Genomic DNA, 15,640 nt, shown 5'->3' with positions numbered 1-15,640 from the left:
TCTGTTCTACTCGCTGATTTGATGTTGCTCACATACAGAAAAATCAGCAATGACTTATTTGATAGAGCAGGAAATACTCATGTTTGCTAGTGAAAGCCAAAATCCCAAGCTGCTAGAGAGCTACCAGAGCCTAGATACGCCTTTCTTATTGGTTGATAAACAGGGAATGCTGAAAAACCTAGTGCGATTACGCAGCAAGACTGAAGCTTTAGGAGCCGAGCTGCGGCCTCACTTTAAAACGGTTAGAGCACTCGAAGCGGTTGAGCATTTATTACCACAAAAAACATCCGCAATTACTGTATCTACGGTGAAAGAAGCCGAGGCGCTGGCAGGTGAGGGCTACACCAATATCGTTTATGCGGTCGGCATTTCAGAGGGAAAATTACCAAGAATTGAGCAGCTTAATGCTAAAGGGGCAGAGGTTAGAGTACTGCTGGACACCATAGAGCAGGCTGAGTTTGTAAATAGATACTGCCAAGATAACAGCTGCGTCATTGCGGCATTAATCGAAGTGGACTGTGATGGGCATAGAGGCGGTATTCACCCAGATGATCCTAAGCTTATTGCAATCGCTAATATACTACAGCTAGGCGCAGCGAGTTTTCACGGTGTACTTGCTCATGCTGGTGAGTCTTATCTTTGTTTCGATCCCAAGTCGCTAGCTGAGGCAGCCCAAAACGAAGTTAAAATGACCTTGAAAGCGGCTAATAACCTGCGCGCCGAAGGGATCCCTTGTGACATAGTTAGCGTCGGTTCAACCCCTACCGCCCATAGTTATCAAGACTTAAGTGGCATAACAGAAGTGAGAGCCGGGGTATATGGTTTCTTCGATTTAGTGATGACTGGAATTGGCGTGTGTCAGCTAGAAGATATTTCAGCAAGTGTAGTGACCACGGTTATTGGTCATAACAAAGACAAGGGCTGGTTGTTTATTGATGCGGGTTGGATGGCACTGTCAGCAGATCGCGGCACTGCGGGGCAACCTAAGGATTGCGGCTATGGTTTAGTCGCACAACCTGATGGAAAGCTCGCTGAAGGCCTGCAGGTGATTGGCGTTAACCAAGAGCATGGGATTGTTGCAGCCATTGGTGATGAACAGATTAATTTTGATGATTTTCCAGTAGGTTGTCGACTGCATATTCTACCAAATCATGCCTGCGCTACAGCCTCTATGCATCAACACTACCATGTGTTTGATACACAAGATAACACCTATGAGATCTGGAACCGAATTCAAGGCTGGTAATATGCAATATTTAAATGAAGCGCAAACTGCAAAACTGATCACCCATCAACTGGCCTATTCGGCAGTAAAAGATGCATTTATCGCCGCCACGACTGACGAAGCCACGCTGTTTCCCGTGGTGAATGCATCTGGTCCTCAAACCGACTCCATGTTCTCAATGAAGTCAGCGTCAACGGCGACATTGGTAGGTTGGAAGACCGGCAGTTACTGGCCAGGTAATCAGGCTAAAAACATACCGTGCCATGGCACCAATGTGTTTTTGTTAAGTCCCGAAACCGGTGAGCTGGTTGCCGTGGTTGCGGCAACACAGGTTAATGCATACCGCACAGCCGCTGCTGACGCGGTTGCAGTCGACTATTTGGCGCGAAAAGACGCAACAGTATTGGCAATATTTGGTACTGGTCATCAAGCTGAGTACGAAGTATTAGCTATTGCAGAAGTGCGCGATATCACTAAGGTGATGGTTGTTGGTCGAGATAAGCTTCGCTGTGAGCAGTTTATTAAACGCCTAATCGATAGAGGCTTACAAGCTGAGTGCGAAATAGCTAGCGCGCAATATGCTTGTGATAATGCAGATATTATCGTGACCGCAACCACAGCCACAGCTCCGCTGTTTGAGGCTGGCTGGGTTAAATCCGGTACTCATATCTCCGCCATGGGCGCAGATAAAGTCGGTAAACAGGAGTTGCCCGTAGAGCTGTATCAAGACGCAAGTTTATTTTGTGACTACCGAGCGCAGTCTATAGTCATCGGTGAATTTCAACATACTCAAAATGGGCAAGTAGAAGAGATAGGCAGTGTCATTACAGGTCAATCTGCTGGGCGGGTTAATAGTAATGAGATCACTATTTTTGATAGTTCAGGCATCGCCATTCAAGACCTGTTTGTCGCCGCTAAACTGCTAGAGCTCAGCCTGCAATGAGCTGAGTCAGCAATCAGCAAAGTGCGAGTTAAGTTAAAGACGAGCACATACAGCCAGTAGCAACAGCTGCTGGCTTGTTAGCTCTTATTAAGGGTGGCCCGTACCTTACTGGCTTTATTGTTATCGATTGAAAGCACTTCAAAACTCCAATCTTGATATTTAAGCTTGTCTCCCACAGTAGGAACGTTTGACGTTAGCCACATAAACATGCCAGTTAGCGTTTGATAATCAGCTTCTTTTTCCTCTGGCAAGGAAGTTAGATTTAAATTTTCTTTCAACACTGTAACTGGAATAGCGCCATCAAATATCCACTCCGCGGCCGAGATTTGCTTAGCCCATGAGTCATTAGGATTTGCCGATTTAAATTCACCAGCAAGTGCTTCGAGTAAGTCTTTCTGGGTCACAATACCTTGAGCATCACCGTATTCATCGACAACCAATGCGATCTCTTCACCTGTTGTTTTCAATAACTCCAGCAATTGACTGCCAAATGTATTCTCTAAAATTGTCAAACACGGCAACAAATTACGCATTAAGTACTTAATTTTGTGTTCTTGGTGTGCAGCTTTTAATAAAAAACGAGCGGTGGTAAAACCAAGAATATTATCCATACCACCACGGGTCACCGGAAAAATGGAATAATCTGAGCGCAATAGCCTTGGTAAGTTTTCATCCCACGACTGCTCGGTGTCAAAATAAACAAGTTCACTTCTTGGTGTCATTAATGACACCACTTTTCGATCATCTAGCTGAAAGATCTTACGAACCATAGAGTGTTCTTGCTTTTCTATTACACCTTGCTCTGAGCCTTCGTCCAGCAACGCATGAATATCATCCTCAGTGATTGAAGTTGCATCTTTACTTGAACGACCGAGCAAACGTAGTAAGGCGTCTGTCGAGACAGAAAGTAGGAAAACAAAAGGCCGAGAAATAGATGCTAGAAAGCTAATGAGTGGTGCAACTAAAGTTGAGATGCGCTCCGCATGAAATTGGGCAATGCGTTTTGGTACTAACTCACCAATGACTATCGACACATATGTTATGACAACGACCGTTGAGGCGGTTGAAATAGTAAGTGCTAGCGTTGCTGGAAAACCTAAAGAGATGATTAATTCAGATATAGGACCAGCCAAGGCCGCTTGCCCTAAAATGCCATTCAATATACCAATGACGGTAATACCAATTTGAACGGTTGATAGAAATTGTGTTGGCTCTTCAGCTAACTTAATTGCTTTGGCGGCGGCATGACTTCCTTCAGCAGCCAGTTTTTGTAATCGACTCTTTTTTGCCGTCATCAATGCAATTTCTGACATAGCAAACACACCATTAATCAGAATTAAAACAAATAAAATGGCAATATCCAATGTGAACCTCAAATGATAAATCGCACATGTACGCTATGTTTTTATACTCCTATATAGCCTTATTGTCGATTAGAACAATGAGGCTCCTTTAAGTGGGGAAGGCAAGATAATGAGATTGAATTGAGGGGGCTCACAAGCTTATTTTTATCTCATCACGATCGGCTTTTGACACAGCCGATAGACAAGAGTATGACCGATGAGAATAAAAACAACGCAGAACCAAACAGATCCTGTTCTATAACGTTATAAATCAAACCTAAAAACATGATGAGGGAACCCCAGAAATATCCGCTGGGTTTTGATAATAAACTGGTTTTCATTGATGATTCCTTTCGTTAAAAATATGTCGCCATGCCTGAAAATTCGTTGGCGCGATCAGGGGCGGTTTATGCAAGAAAATCGACAATTGATGGCGGAGGCAGCTTTTTAGTCTTGCTATGTACCTGATAAACTGTCGAATTTTTTACATAGGTAATAAGCTAAGGCTGCATTTACACCTCCCAAAAATATTATTAACGTCAATAATATTTCAGTCTGAGGTACATTTGCATAGATAAACCCTACAGCAAAAAATGAAATAGCGACTAAAATAAATGCCAAGACCATCGTCACTTTAAATTCAGTTTTACGACCACGAATTTCCATTGCATCCAATATCTTTGACATATCACTCCCTACTTACAAAAACACATAACTGGGTTCGCATTCATTCCAATACCCGCACTCGCAAACCTTTAGGTTAAAGCGAAAACCTACCCATCACTCGTTGCTGTTTTAACACTTTTATATCCATGAAACTTAACATTTGCTGCTTTGTTGAACAACTTGTCAGTTGCTCAATAAAAATGAAAAATTTTACACTAGATACTTGATAGTAAGCTTTTTTGTTATGTAGATGGTTTCGTATATTTTCAATGCTATTTTTTGTCCTTATGTTTCTAATGAATAGCCCATCTTGCTAGAATGCTGCTCACACGCATTCTGCACACTTTTTGGAAATCATGATGAAGATCCTTGCCGATGAAAATATGCCCTATGTTCAGCAGTTGTTTGGTGATTTGGGCACGATTGAAACCGTAAATGGTAGGGAGTTAACAGCCGAACAAGTTAGCGATGTCGATGTGCTACTGGTTCGTTCGGTCACCAAGGTGAATCAAGCCTTATTGGCAAATAATAACCAACTGAAATTTGTTGGCAGTGCCACCATAGGTACGGATCACGTCGATCTGGATTACCTTGCAAGTCGCGGCATTCCTTTTTCTAATGCGCCGGGTTGTAACGCTACCGCTGTGGGCGAATTTGCCTTTATTGCCATGCTTGAGTTGGCGCAGCGCTTTAACAGCCCACTTAAGGGCAAGGTTGTGGGGATTGTTGGCGCAGGCAATACCGGTACAGCAGTCGCAAGGTGCCTTGAGGCTTATGGCATTGAAGTGCTGCTTAATGACCCATTGTTAGAGCAGAGTGGCGATCCGCGTAGCTTCGTGGACTTAGATACCTTAATTGAAAAGTGCGATGTGATTAGCCTACATGTGCCGATAACAAAACATGGTGAGCATAGAACCTGGTACCTGTTTGATGAAGCAAGACTTAATAGCCTCGGTGAAAATACTTGGCTGGTTAATTGTTGCCGCGGTGAAGTCATTGATAACCGCGCGCTGATCAAGTTCAAACAACAGCGTGATGATGTCAAGGTGGTGCTTGATGTTTGGGAAGGCGAGCCTCACCCTATGCCCGAGCTTGTACCCTACATTGAGTTTTGCACGCCGCATATTGCAGGTTACTCTTTAGAAGGTAAGGCACGTGGTACCTATATGCTGTATCAAAAGTTAGCAGAGGTACTTAACATTGAGGCCGATAAACAGATGGGATCTTTGCTGCCATTCCTCTGGAGTGAGCAAGTTAACCTAACTGAAATCAGCGATGAAAGAGCGTTATTGCAGCTAGCTAGATTTGTCTATGATCTGCGCGATGATGACGAATTATTTAGAAAACAGTTTCTAAATAAGCAAGGGTTCGATCATATGAGAAAAAATCACACTCATCGCCGCGAATTTAGCGCATTAAAGGTAGGCAATACGGGGCAAACTGATGTAAATTGGTTGTCCAATTTAGGGTTTTCAGGAGTCGAGCTGTAATTATGTCGCAGGAATTTAATGTTGTCGTATTAGGTGCATCGGGCGCAGTGGGTCAAACAATGATTGAGATCCTCGAAGAGCGTAACTTTCCGGTTGCTAATTTATATCCATTAGCCAGCAGTCGCAGCGCCGGTAATACGGTAAGCTTCCACGGTAAACAGGTCGAAATTTTAGATGTAGACACTTTTGACTGGTCACAGGCTCAAATCGGTTTCTTCTCTGCTGGTGGTGATGTTTCAGCTAAGTGGGCACCTATTGCCGCTGAAAATGGATGTGTTGTTATCGATAACACCTCTCACTTTAGATATGACATTGACGTACCACTAGTGGTACCCGAAGTGAACCCTGAAGCGATTGCTGATTTTAGAAACCGCAATATCATTGCTAACCCTAACTGTTCAACGATTCAGATGTTAGTTGCACTTAAGCCTATCTATGATGCTTACGGTATTTCACGTATTAACGTAGCGACCTATCAGTCAGTTTCAGGTTCTGGTAAGCAAGCGATTGAAGAGTTAGCAGGACAATGCGCTAAGCTGCTACAGGGCTTACCCGTTGAGCCTAAGACTTATCCGAAGCAAATTGCGTTTAACGTATTGCCACAAATTGATAAGTTTATGGATAACGGCTACACCAAAGAAGAGATGAAGATGGTGTGGGAAACCCAGAAGATCTTCGGTGATGATAGCATCGTGGTTAACCCAACTGCCGTGCGCGTACCTGTATTTTACGGTCACTCAGAGGCAATTCACCTAGAGACTCTGCAACCTGTCGATGCCGAAGATGTTAAATCGGTATTACGAGGCGCAGTGGGTGTTGAACTGTTCGAAGGCGATGAAGATTATCCAACGGCGGTAACAGAAGGTGCTGGAACCGACCCTGTCTATGTTGGCCGCGTGAGAAAAGATATTTCACACGAAAACGGCATAAACCTTTGGGTTGTTTCAGATAACATCCGTAAAGGTGCTGCACTTAACAGTGTTCAGATCGCAGAGGTTTTGATTAGAGATTATTACTAACTTCTAATCTAGCAGTTAGCTAATCTGATTAAAAAGCCCGCATTACGCGGGCTTTTTATGTTTTAAAGTTGTGAACAGTAGCAGGGCAGTAGAATCTAGTTTATAGTAATCTCAATAAATACAATGCCTAAAGCTCGTCACCAGGGTGGTGACTCCAGCGTGCTTTAAAGGGAAGGATTGATGAACTTTCGCACTTCGCATCTTGTCGGTTTATTTGCCACAGGGTTAGTGGCTATTGCCGCCCCTTCGATTAATTCTGTTGTTGCTGAGCCATTAAAAATTACTGGGCCTGATGGTCAAGTAAAACTCAATGAGCAGAGCGTTCGTCAATATGGCCCGACAACGTCGTCAGATACATTCTGGAGTATCGCTCAAGCCGTAAAGCCAGATAATAGCGTTACCGTGTATCAAGTCATGGCGGCTCTGTATGACGCCAACCCCCATGCATTTTCAAGCAAGAATTATAACAGCTTAGAGCGCGGTATGATTTTATTGGTGCCGACGAAAGCTGTGATGCTGCAGACCTCTCAGGTCGATGCTAAAGCACGTGCCGAGCGTAACGACCGTAACTGGTCATCAACTGCTGTTGCCGCGAAGCCAAATAAGCCGAGTGTAACGACAAAAGCGGTGGCCGAAAAAGTTGAAAGCGCGAATGCGACTACCCTCGCTAAACCACCTGTTGCCGCTAAGCCTAATCCACTGATTGCAGAGTTGTCAGCAGAGGTTGATGCACTAACCAAGCAACTCGAAGAGAGTCAGGCACAAAATCTAGAGTTAAAAGATGAGCTTGCGCGAGCAAGCGATGAAATTGTCGTGGGTTCATCGGATACAGAGGCATTTCAGCAGGAAATTACCCAGCTAAAAGAAGAGAACGCCTTGCTAAAACAGGCGTTGCAAGACTCCAAATCTGAGAATGAAGCGCTAGATCAAGAGCTGCAACTTAAACAGCAGCAACTTGCAGCATTGAGTGCGCCAAAGCAGGAGCCGACGTCAGATCTGTGGCGAACCATAATGGATAACCCACTGTTGTTGGTGGCGGGTGCCGTCATTCCAGCGTTACTTGTCGTAGCTTTATTCTGGCTGTTTATCCGTCGTCGAAACGAAAACAGTGCCGGGGAGTCGCAAGATGAACAGCAACTAACTGCTGATAAAGATGAACTCGCTGCTGATAAAGAGATTGATCCAGATTTTGCTAAAGCCGATGATGCCGATGATTTAGCTGTTCACCTCGATACCGATGATACCCATGATGAGGATAAATCATTACAAGATATCGCGACCGCGAGTGTGGTTCGTCAGGCTGAAGAGCAAGATGTCGTGGTTGAAGAGGCGCTAGATGAAGGCCAGTCATTAGATGACTTGTGGGCCGAGGCCATGGGAGAGCAGGAGCAAGGGGACGAGTTTAATGCTGGAGCGAAAACGGCAGAAGAAGACGATCTAGATTCGTTGCTGGCAGGGTTTGATGAGCCTGAAGATAAAACAGCTGAAAACGCTCTCGGCTCTTTACAGACAGACTTTGATGAACCGACCGATACAACAGGTACAGAAATCAGTGCCCAAGAAGACGATTTAGACGCGCTGTTAGCAGGCTTTGAGGAGCAGGAAGCTAAAAATGAAGCCGCAACATCGGACGTGTCTGCACAAGAACAGGCAACAGAGGTTGAAGCTAACACCCAAGATGATGACATCGATGCCTTGCTAGCTGGATTTGACGAGCCCGCAACACAGGACGAGTCTGCACAAGAGCAGGTAACAGAGGTTGAAGCTAGCACTCAAGATGATGACATCGATGCCTTGCTTGCAGGATTTGACGAGCCCGTAACACAGGACGAGTCTGCACAAGAGCAGGTAACAGAGGTTGAAGCTAGCACTCAAGATGATGACATCGATGCCTTGCTTGCAGGATTTGACGAGCCCGCAACACAGGACGAGTCTGCACAAGAGCAGGTAACAGAGGTTGAAGCTAGCACTCAAGATGATGACATCGATGCCTTGCTAGCTGGATTTGACAAGCCCACAGCAGAGGACATGTCAGCACAAGAGCTGGCTGTTAGCACTGCAGGTGATGCTGAACCATCAGCGGGTAGTGAAGATGATCTGGATGCATTATTGGCAGAGCTTGAGGGAGAACATAAGCCTCAAGATGACGCTAATGAGCACAAAGATATCGATACACTTTCAGATGAGATGGCCGCCGAGTTAGAGGCAGGCTTTGAAATCGCGGCCGAGCTTGAATTAGACAAGGATAGCGATGCAGATAAACCTGAGAGTGAGCTCGATAGTGAACTTGATGCATTACTTGCGGACCTTGAGGCGCCAAGTGCTGACCCTCAGACTCCAGCAGTTGAGAGTGAGCCTACAGTTGACGCTGAAGCAGAGCTCACTTCGAAGCCAGAGTTAGAAACAGAGGCGAAACTAGAATCACATGAGGAGCCGAGTGTTGAGATAACTGAGCCTGCCCCGACAAAGACTCAAGAGAGCAATAGCTTAGATTTCGACTTAAGTGATTTTGATAGCGCGAGCACTAAGCCTAGTCAAGAGAGCAAGGTTAACGCATCAGAAGATCTACTTGACTTTACCCTGCCAGATGAAGAGTTTGATTCAAAAGAGCCTGAGGTAAAAGTCGAAGAAACTCAACTACCAAAGAGTGAGAAAGAGAGTGGTTTCTTTGATGACCTTAAGGGGAATAAGAAGGTTGAAGAAAACACTATTGACTGGGAAAGCATCGTAAATCAGAAGGACGATGACACTGAAACCACACTGGATTTCGGTGTTGCAAATGATGCGTCCGCCGATCTTTCCGATGACGAGTTACTTAAAGGCCTAGCATCTGAGGGCAGTTCACAGGATATCGATCTTGCACTGACCGATGATGAGACTTTTACCCTCGATGATAATAGTAAGCTGACGGTAGATGAAGCCCTAGCAGCGCTCGACGCAGAAGAGGCGAGTGCGAATAGCGAAGGTAAGAGTGCGGTAGCGATGCACGACTTAACCACCTTCCAGAAAGATAATGGGTTTATCGATATCGACAGACTCTTGAGCGAAGCCGATGAAGATAACGGTGAAACTGATCTTTATAAGGAGCTAGATGTCGACATGGGTGACTTAGACTCTTTGAAGGGGGATACCCCTATGGTTGATGTCGATGATGAGGAAAACTCGGTCAACGCTAAGTTAGACTTGGCCCGCGCTTATATTGAGATCGACGATAGTGACAGTGCACGGGCGCTGTTAAAAGAGGTTGAGCTTGATGGTAATGACCGTCAGCAGGCTGAGGCGGCAGGCTTACTCAAAGAGTTAGTTTAAATATAACAGTATAAAAACGGCGCCTATGGCGCCTTTTTTATACTTATCGTTTACCTTGAGTATGCTAGAATCGCCGGCTATTAAAAGATTTCGTTTATTCGATGTATGAGCCAAACAGTAACAGGCGCATCGGGTAACTGTTTAACCGAGTGATTGAGGTGTGGGATGCGAGTTGCGCTAGGTATAGAGTACGATGGTAGTCAATATTTCGGATGGCAACGTCAGGCGGAAGTTGACACAGTACAGGAGCGACTAGAAAAAGCGCTTTCAATCGTAGCGAATGAGCCTATTGCTGTTCAGTGTGCAGGTCGCACCGATGCAGGCGTTCACGCTACAGGCCAAGTGGTTCATTTTGAAACCAATGCGGTTCGAAAAGAGTCGGCTTGGAGCCTAGGTGTCAATGTTAATCTACCGGACAATATCGCGGTGCGTTGGGTAAAAATCGTTGATGATGAGTTTCATGCCCGTTTTACCGCTACGGCGAGACGTTACCGTTACATGATCTACAACCATCAGCTACGCCCAGGTATTTTGCGTAGTGGTGTGAGTCACTACCCTGGGGATATTGACGAAGCGAAGATGCATCAAGCTGCGCAGTATTTGCTTGGAGAGCAGGATTTTACCAGTTTTAGAGCTATTCAGTGTCAGTCTAATACGCCATTTCGCTGTGTGCATGAAGTCAACGTGACTCGTCAAGGCATGTATATCTGTGTCGACATTAAGGCTAATGCCTTCTTGCATCATATGGTACGAAATATTGTCGGCTCATTATTAGAAGTCGGCCTAGGTAATCAACCTGTCGAATGGATTGAGCAACTACTGGCACTTAAAGACAGAACTAAGGCCGCAGCAACGGCTAAACCCAATGGCTTGTACCTTGTGGATGTAACGTATCCTGAAAGTTATCAGCTGCCTAAGCTGTCGCTTGGCCCACTATTCATGCTGGACTAATTTTCACAAGACTAGTACCGACATGGCGAATCCAAGCTGAAATTAGCCATGTCGACGAGTCATATAAGCAATAAGCCGCGCTTAATGTTTGTTACGGATGATAGCTTAATACAGATAATCGCTTAATTAAGGCATAGATCTTTCACCGCTTTTAATGGATAAATTTTTGTGGATAACAGAGCAAGCTTAGTTGCACCCGAAAAGGGGGCAACGTTGGATACTTGGTTAGATTTCTTGTTGGCGATTCACCCAACTGAAATTGATATGGGGCTGGGACGAGTCTCACAAGTCGCGGAGCGCATGGGCTTAAACAATCTTGGCCAGACTAAGATCGTGACTGTAGGCGGCACCAATGGTAAAGGAACAACCTGTGCCATGCTCGAGGCCGCGTTGCAGTTATCAGGGAAAACGGTCGGCGTGTATAGTTCGCCGCACTTACTTAAATATAACGAACGCGTGCGGATAAATGGCGTTGATGCGAGTGATGAGTCACTGGTTGCTGCTTTTGAGGCAATCGAAACTGCGCGCGCCGAGATCTCATTAACCTTCTTTGAATACGCAACCCTTGCAGGCTTATACCTGTTTAAACAGGCAAAGCTGGATGTGGTGCTGCTTGAAGTCGGTCTTGGTGGCCGTTTAGATGCGACCAACTTAATCGATGCTGATATTGCGGTGGTGACCTCTATCGATTTAGATCATCAAGATTACCTAGGTGATACCCGAGAGTTGGTCGGCGCGGAAAAGGCAGGGATCTTCAGAGCCAATAGACCTGCTATTGTAGGGGAGCCGGATTGCCCAACCTCGCTATTGGATGTGGCTAATCGAATCGGTGCATCACTATACCGAGTCGATAGTGAGTTTAGTTATCGCTGTAGCGATAAAGATTGGCACTATCAGGGTCAGCGCTTTGACTTAGGTAATTTGCCGCTTCCCTATTTGCCTCAGCCAAATGCGGCCACTGTGATTGCGGTGTTAGAGCACCTTTGTCCTGAGATTTCAGCAGATATTATTGCCAAAGCGGTTGGAACCACACAATTAGCGGGGCGTTTAGAATGTCTTAACGACTCACCTCGTGTGATTGTGGATGTGGCCCACAACCCTCATGCGGCGCGTTACCTGCAGTCTCGTTTAGCATCTATGCCAAAACGTCGCTTAGTTGCGCTTTGCGGCATGCTAAAAGATAAAGATGCTCGCTCGGTGCTGCAGACTTTATCTGCCGATGTGGACTTGTGGTTCTTATGCGATCTGTCTGTACCACGGGGCGCGACGGCGGCAGAGCTCGCAGCCTTGATGCCATTAGGTGTTGCGGCCTCTACATATACCGAGATGAGCGCCGCCTGGGAGGCGATGAAAGCCCAATTACACCCGGAAGATGTGGTAATTGTATTTGGCTCATTTTACACTGTTGCAGGCTTTAAAGATTTGTTTAAGGGAGAGAATTTTGTCTAGTCAATTTCAAAACCGTCTGGTTGGTGTCATCGTCATTGTGGCATTAGGGGTGATCTTTTTACCCGATATATTGGATGGTAAGAAGCAGCGCGAAGAAGAGCAGTTTGCTGAAATTCCTCTTAGACCTGAAATCCAAACAAGTGAGCTGCCTGAGCAGGACATTGAAACGTTGGATCTAGGCGCCGAAGGCAATGGATCTGCTGAAGGCTCTTTATCCGGTGATGACTCTCAGTCTGGTGATGTCAATCAATCCGGTGATGGCACTCAGTCCGGTGATGCCACTTGGCACATAGCCCAAGAAAGCGGCCAGAGTCAAAAGTCGGAAGCTAAGAACACCAGCACTCCAGTCAATAAGCCAGCAACTGAAACCGTAAAGCCTACCGCTATGCCTAAGGCCGCTTGGACGATTCAGTTGGGTAGCTTTAATAATGCGGCTAACGTCAGAGGCCTAGTAAAACGGCTTCGTGATAAAGGCTTTACCGCATACACCTTGCCGACCAAGCCAGTTGATGGTCAGTTGACTAAGGTGTTCGTCGGCCCAAATGTTTCTAAAGATAAGCTAAGCCGTATGCAAGCCGATATCGAGAAGTTGACCAAGCTTAAAGGGCGAGTGGTTGCTTATAATCCCGTTGAAAAATAATAAATTGTGATTGTCTTTGTCCGAGAAAAAGTTATTTCGCCGCGAAAGCGTGAGAAATAACTCTGTCTCTGTTAGAATCGCGCCGTCTTAAACCCTATGCTGGATAATTTCTTAAATGGTTTGGATTGATTACGCCATAATTATCGTTATCGGACTATCAACTTTGATCAGTTTGGTACGTGGTTTTGTAAAAGAAGCCATGTCTCTCGTGGTTTGGTTTGCTGCTTTTTTTATTGCTAGCCAGTTTTATCTTAAACTCGCTACGCACCTTACTCAAATGCAAGATGAAATGGTTCGCAACGGTGTGGCGATTGCCATCTTGTTCGTATCGACCCTTATTCTTGGCGCCTTGGTTAATTACTTAATAGGTCAATTGGTTTCTAAAACCGGATTGTCAGGTACCGATAGAGTACTTGGCTTGTGTTTCGGTGCCCTTAGGGGCGCATTGATCGTTAGCGCGTTACTGTTTTTTATGGATGCTTTTACCGGAGCACCCAACACAGATTGGTGGCAGGATTCTACACTCGTGCCCGAATTTGGAGTTGTGATCCAGTGGTTCTTTGACTACTTGGAAAACACCTCAAGCTTTGTACCCAAAATATAAAATGCACTAAAGCATTACTTGGTTTTAGGTAGGGATATTAAGTCTCACTTAAGGCAAAAATATTAAATAATAGAACATCTTACAATGAGGAAGCTTACCCATGTGTGGTATTGTCGGAATAGTTGGCCAGTCATCGGTTAATCAAACCATTTATGATGCACTGACTGTGCTCCAGCATCGTGGACAGGATGCTGCTGGCATTGTGACCGTTGATGGCAGCGCGTTTAGATTGCGTAAAGCCAATGGTTTGGTGAAGGACGTTTTTGAGCCAAAACATATGCAACGTTTGCAAGGTAATGCAGGCATAGGTCACGTGCGTTACCCTACAGCAGGAAGCTCTAGCGCTTCTGAAGCTCAACCGTTTTATGTCAACTCTCCTTTTGGTATCTCTTTAGCTCATAACGGAAACTTAACCAACACGGTTGAGTTGCATGAGCGTCTAATCAAGCAACGTCGTCACGTTAACACTACCTCAGACTCTGAAGTGCTGCTTAACTTGCTGGCCGATGAACTGCAACAGACGACTTCCGATGATCTTAGCGCTGATGATGTGTTTAACGCGGTAGCAAAGGTACACGATATTACTCGTGGCGCGTATGCCGTTGCTGCGATGATTATAGGTCAAGGTCTCGTTGCGTTTAGAGATCCGTTTGGCATTCGTCCGTTAGTGCTTGGCAAGCATGAAACTGAGTCAGGCACCGAGTATATGATCGCATCTGAAAGTGTCGCCCTCGATGCGGTTGGCTTTGAGTTTATGCGTGATGTCGCACCGGGTGAAGCGGTTTATATTACTCTAGAAGGTGAGCTTTATACTCGCCAATGCGCACATTCGCCAAGTTACTCTCCTTGTATTTTTGAATTTGTCTATTTTGCACGTCCAGACTCAACCATCGACAACATCTCTGTTTATAGCAGCCGTGTTAATATGGGAACCATGCTGGGTGAGAAGATTAAAAGAGAGTGGGAGGATCATGATATTGATGTGGTTATTCCTATTCCTGAAACATCATGCGATATCGCCCTTGAAATTGCGCGTCATATGGATTTGCCATATCGCCAAGGCTTCGTAAAGAACCGTTATATCGGCCGCACCTTTATCATGCCGGGCCAGCAAGAGCGTAAGAAGTCTGTACGTCGTAAACTTAACGCGATTGGCGATGAGTTTAAGGGTAAGAACGTCTTATTAGTGGATGATTCAATCGTGCGTGGTACGACATCTGAGCAGATCATTGAGATGGCACGTGAAGCGGGAGCTAAAAAAGTATACTTCGCTTCTGCAGCACCAGAGATCCGCTTCCCGAACGTGTATGGCATCGATATGCCGACCACCAATGAGCTAATTGCTCACGGCCGAGATGTTGAAGAGATCACTAAGCTGATCGGTGCCGATGGCATGATCTTCCAGTCACTTGAGGATCTTGTTGAAGCGGTACGTAAGGAAAATCCAGGGGTTAAGCGTTTTGAAACCTCAGTATTTGACGGTAAATACGTCACCAATGATGTTGACCAAGCTTACTTAGATCACCTTACTCAGTTACGTAACGACGATGCTAAGGCGAACCGTAGCAAAGATATCGGTACTAACTTAGAGATGCATAACGTTTGTCATCCATAAGCCGACACGTTAATTAAAAAAGCCGAGCTATTGCTCGGTTTTTTTGTGTCTTGAATTTGACGGGGTATCAAGCACTCTTTGAGAGGTTTGCTTGCGTTGGCTCGTTTCTCAAGGAAATGTTTGTCTGCATTATATTGCGGGGTAGAGGTGGAGTGCCCATACTGCCATCCAGCTTGCAAACAGCAACGTTGACGCGGTTTTACCAAAGCCGTGGCCTAATTTTAACCCTATTAAGGTGCTAATGCAGGTGAGCGGGATCAAAAGGCTAGTCAATATTAATGGTGCAGCGCCAAAGGCAAAATAAATAAAAGGGGACAGGATAAGTAACCAAGAAGTTATTAGCAAAAAATGATACAGCATGAGTTTGTCGAGTCTAACCCCACGTG

Annotated in this window: 12 protein-coding genes; 10 read left to right on the top strand and 2 right to left on the bottom strand. The window is 45.4% G+C overall.

What is annotated here, in order from left to right; genetic code table 11:
* Nucleotides 1-79 precede the first annotated feature (79 nt).
* Together K5Q92_RS16650 and K5Q92_RS16645 are read left to right on the top strand one after the other, a co-directional pair.
* Nucleotides 80-1,246, top strand: coding sequence for a DSD1 family PLP-dependent enzyme (locus tag K5Q92_RS16650; protein WP_220770051.1), 1,167 nt, complete (start codon nucleotides 80-82; stop codon nucleotides 1,244-1,246).
* A gap of 1 nt (nucleotide 1,247) precedes the next feature.
* Nucleotides 1,248-2,168: an ornithine cyclodeaminase family protein gene (locus tag K5Q92_RS16645; RefSeq protein WP_220770050.1), complete on the top strand. Its 921-nt coding sequence runs from the start codon at nucleotides 1,248-1,250 to the stop codon at nucleotides 2,166-2,168.
* Nucleotides 2,169-2,245: 77 nt separating this feature from the next.
* On the opposite strand, the gene K5Q92_RS16640 is transcribed toward K5Q92_RS16645, so the two are convergent.
* Together K5Q92_RS16640 and K5Q92_RS16635 are read right to left on the bottom strand one after the other, a co-directional pair.
* Nucleotides 2,246-3,532: a hemolysin family protein gene (locus tag K5Q92_RS16640; RefSeq protein WP_220770049.1), complete on the bottom strand. Its 1,287-nt coding sequence runs from the start codon at nucleotides 3,530-3,532 to the stop codon at nucleotides 2,246-2,248.
* Nucleotides 3,533-3,967: 435 nt separating this feature from the next.
* Complete coding sequence (locus tag K5Q92_RS16635) at nucleotides 3,968-4,198, bottom strand: hypothetical protein (RefSeq protein WP_220770048.1); 231 nt, start codon at nucleotides 4,196-4,198, stop codon at nucleotides 3,968-3,970.
* Nucleotides 4,199-4,536: 338 nt separating this feature from the next.
* Between K5Q92_RS16635 and K5Q92_RS16630 the strand changes: the two genes are divergently transcribed.
* The 8 genes from K5Q92_RS16630 to purF all read left to right on the top strand — a co-directional run bounded on the left by K5Q92_RS16630 (nucleotide 4,537) and on the right by purF (nucleotide 15,254).
* On the top strand, nucleotides 4,537-5,667 hold the full coding sequence (locus K5Q92_RS16630) for a 4-phosphoerythronate dehydrogenase (RefSeq protein WP_220770065.1): 1,131 nt from the start codon (nucleotides 4,537-4,539) through the stop codon (nucleotides 5,665-5,667).
* A gap of 2 nt (nucleotides 5,668-5,669) precedes the next feature.
* Nucleotides 5,670-6,686: an aspartate-semialdehyde dehydrogenase gene (locus K5Q92_RS16625; protein WP_220770047.1), complete on the top strand. Its 1,017-nt coding sequence runs from the start codon at nucleotides 5,670-5,672 to the stop codon at nucleotides 6,684-6,686.
* 180 nt (nucleotides 6,687-6,866) lie between these two features.
* On the top strand, nucleotides 6,867-9,995 hold the full coding sequence (locus K5Q92_RS16620) for a FimV/HubP family polar landmark protein (RefSeq protein ID WP_220770046.1): 3,129 nt from the start codon (nucleotides 6,867-6,869) through the stop codon (nucleotides 9,993-9,995).
* A 165-nt stretch (nucleotides 9,996-10,160) separates the two neighbouring features.
* The gene (gene truA / locus K5Q92_RS16615) at nucleotides 10,161-10,946 is read left to right on the top strand and encodes a tRNA pseudouridine(38-40) synthase TruA (RefSeq protein ID WP_220770045.1); all 786 of its coding nucleotides are present in this window, start codon (nucleotides 10,161-10,163) and stop codon (nucleotides 10,944-10,946) included.
* Between the two features lie 168 nt (nucleotides 10,947-11,114).
* A complete protein-coding gene (folC, locus tag K5Q92_RS16610; RefSeq protein WP_220770044.1) occupies nucleotides 11,115-12,395 on the top strand; it encodes a bifunctional tetrahydrofolate synthase/dihydrofolate synthase in 1,281 nt (426 codons plus the stop codon).
* Nucleotides 12,388-13,035: a cell division protein DedD gene (gene dedD, locus K5Q92_RS16605; RefSeq protein WP_220770043.1), complete on the top strand. Its 648-nt coding sequence runs from the start codon at nucleotides 12,388-12,390 to the stop codon at nucleotides 13,033-13,035. The genes folC and dedD overlap by 8 nt, the downstream gene beginning before the upstream one ends.
* 115 nt (nucleotides 13,036-13,150) lie before the next feature.
* Complete coding sequence (locus tag K5Q92_RS16600) at nucleotides 13,151-13,639, top strand: CvpA family protein (protein WP_202721415.1); 489 nt, start codon at nucleotides 13,151-13,153, stop codon at nucleotides 13,637-13,639.
* Between the two features lie 100 nt (nucleotides 13,640-13,739).
* Nucleotides 13,740-15,254, top strand: a complete 1,515-nt coding sequence (purF, locus tag K5Q92_RS16595; RefSeq protein WP_220770042.1) for an amidophosphoribosyltransferase — start codon at nucleotides 13,740-13,742, stop codon at nucleotides 15,252-15,254.
* The last annotated feature ends 386 nt before the right edge of the window (nucleotides 15,255-15,640 follow it).

The sequence above is a fragment of the Shewanella sp. MBTL60-007 genome (assembly GCF_019654915.1).
In the GTDB taxonomy this organism is placed as follows: domain Bacteria; phylum Pseudomonadota; class Gammaproteobacteria; order Enterobacterales; family Shewanellaceae; genus Shewanella.
Note: the sequence above shows the minus strand (reverse complement) of the source record. Positions and strands in the feature narration are given on the sequence as shown.

Coding starts and splice junctions, on each gene's coding strand:
- K5Q92_RS16650 (WP_220770051.1), top strand. CDS start 80: ATGTTTGCTAGTGAAAGCCAAAATCCCAAGCTGCTAGAGAGCTACCAG.
- K5Q92_RS16645 (WP_220770050.1), top strand. CDS start 1,248: ATGCAATATTTAAATGAAGCGCAAACTGCAAAACTGATCACCCATCAA.
- K5Q92_RS16635 (WP_220770048.1), bottom strand. CDS start 4,198: ATGTCAAAGATATTGGATGCAATGGAAATTCGTGGTCGTAAAACTGAA.
- K5Q92_RS16630 (WP_220770065.1), top strand. CDS start 4,537: ATGAAGATCCTTGCCGATGAAAATATGCCCTATGTTCAGCAGTTGTTT.
- K5Q92_RS16625 (WP_220770047.1), top strand. CDS start 5,670: ATGTCGCAGGAATTTAATGTTGTCGTATTAGGTGCATCGGGCGCAGTG.
- K5Q92_RS16620 (WP_220770046.1), top strand. CDS start 6,867: ATGAACTTTCGCACTTCGCATCTTGTCGGTTTATTTGCCACAGGGTTA.
- truA (WP_220770045.1), top strand. CDS start 10,161: ATGCGAGTTGCGCTAGGTATAGAGTACGATGGTAGTCAATATTTCGGA.
- K5Q92_RS16600 (WP_202721415.1), top strand. CDS start 13,151: ATGGTTTGGATTGATTACGCCATAATTATCGTTATCGGACTATCAACT.
- purF (WP_220770042.1), top strand. CDS start 13,740: ATGTGTGGTATTGTCGGAATAGTTGGCCAGTCATCGGTTAATCAAACC.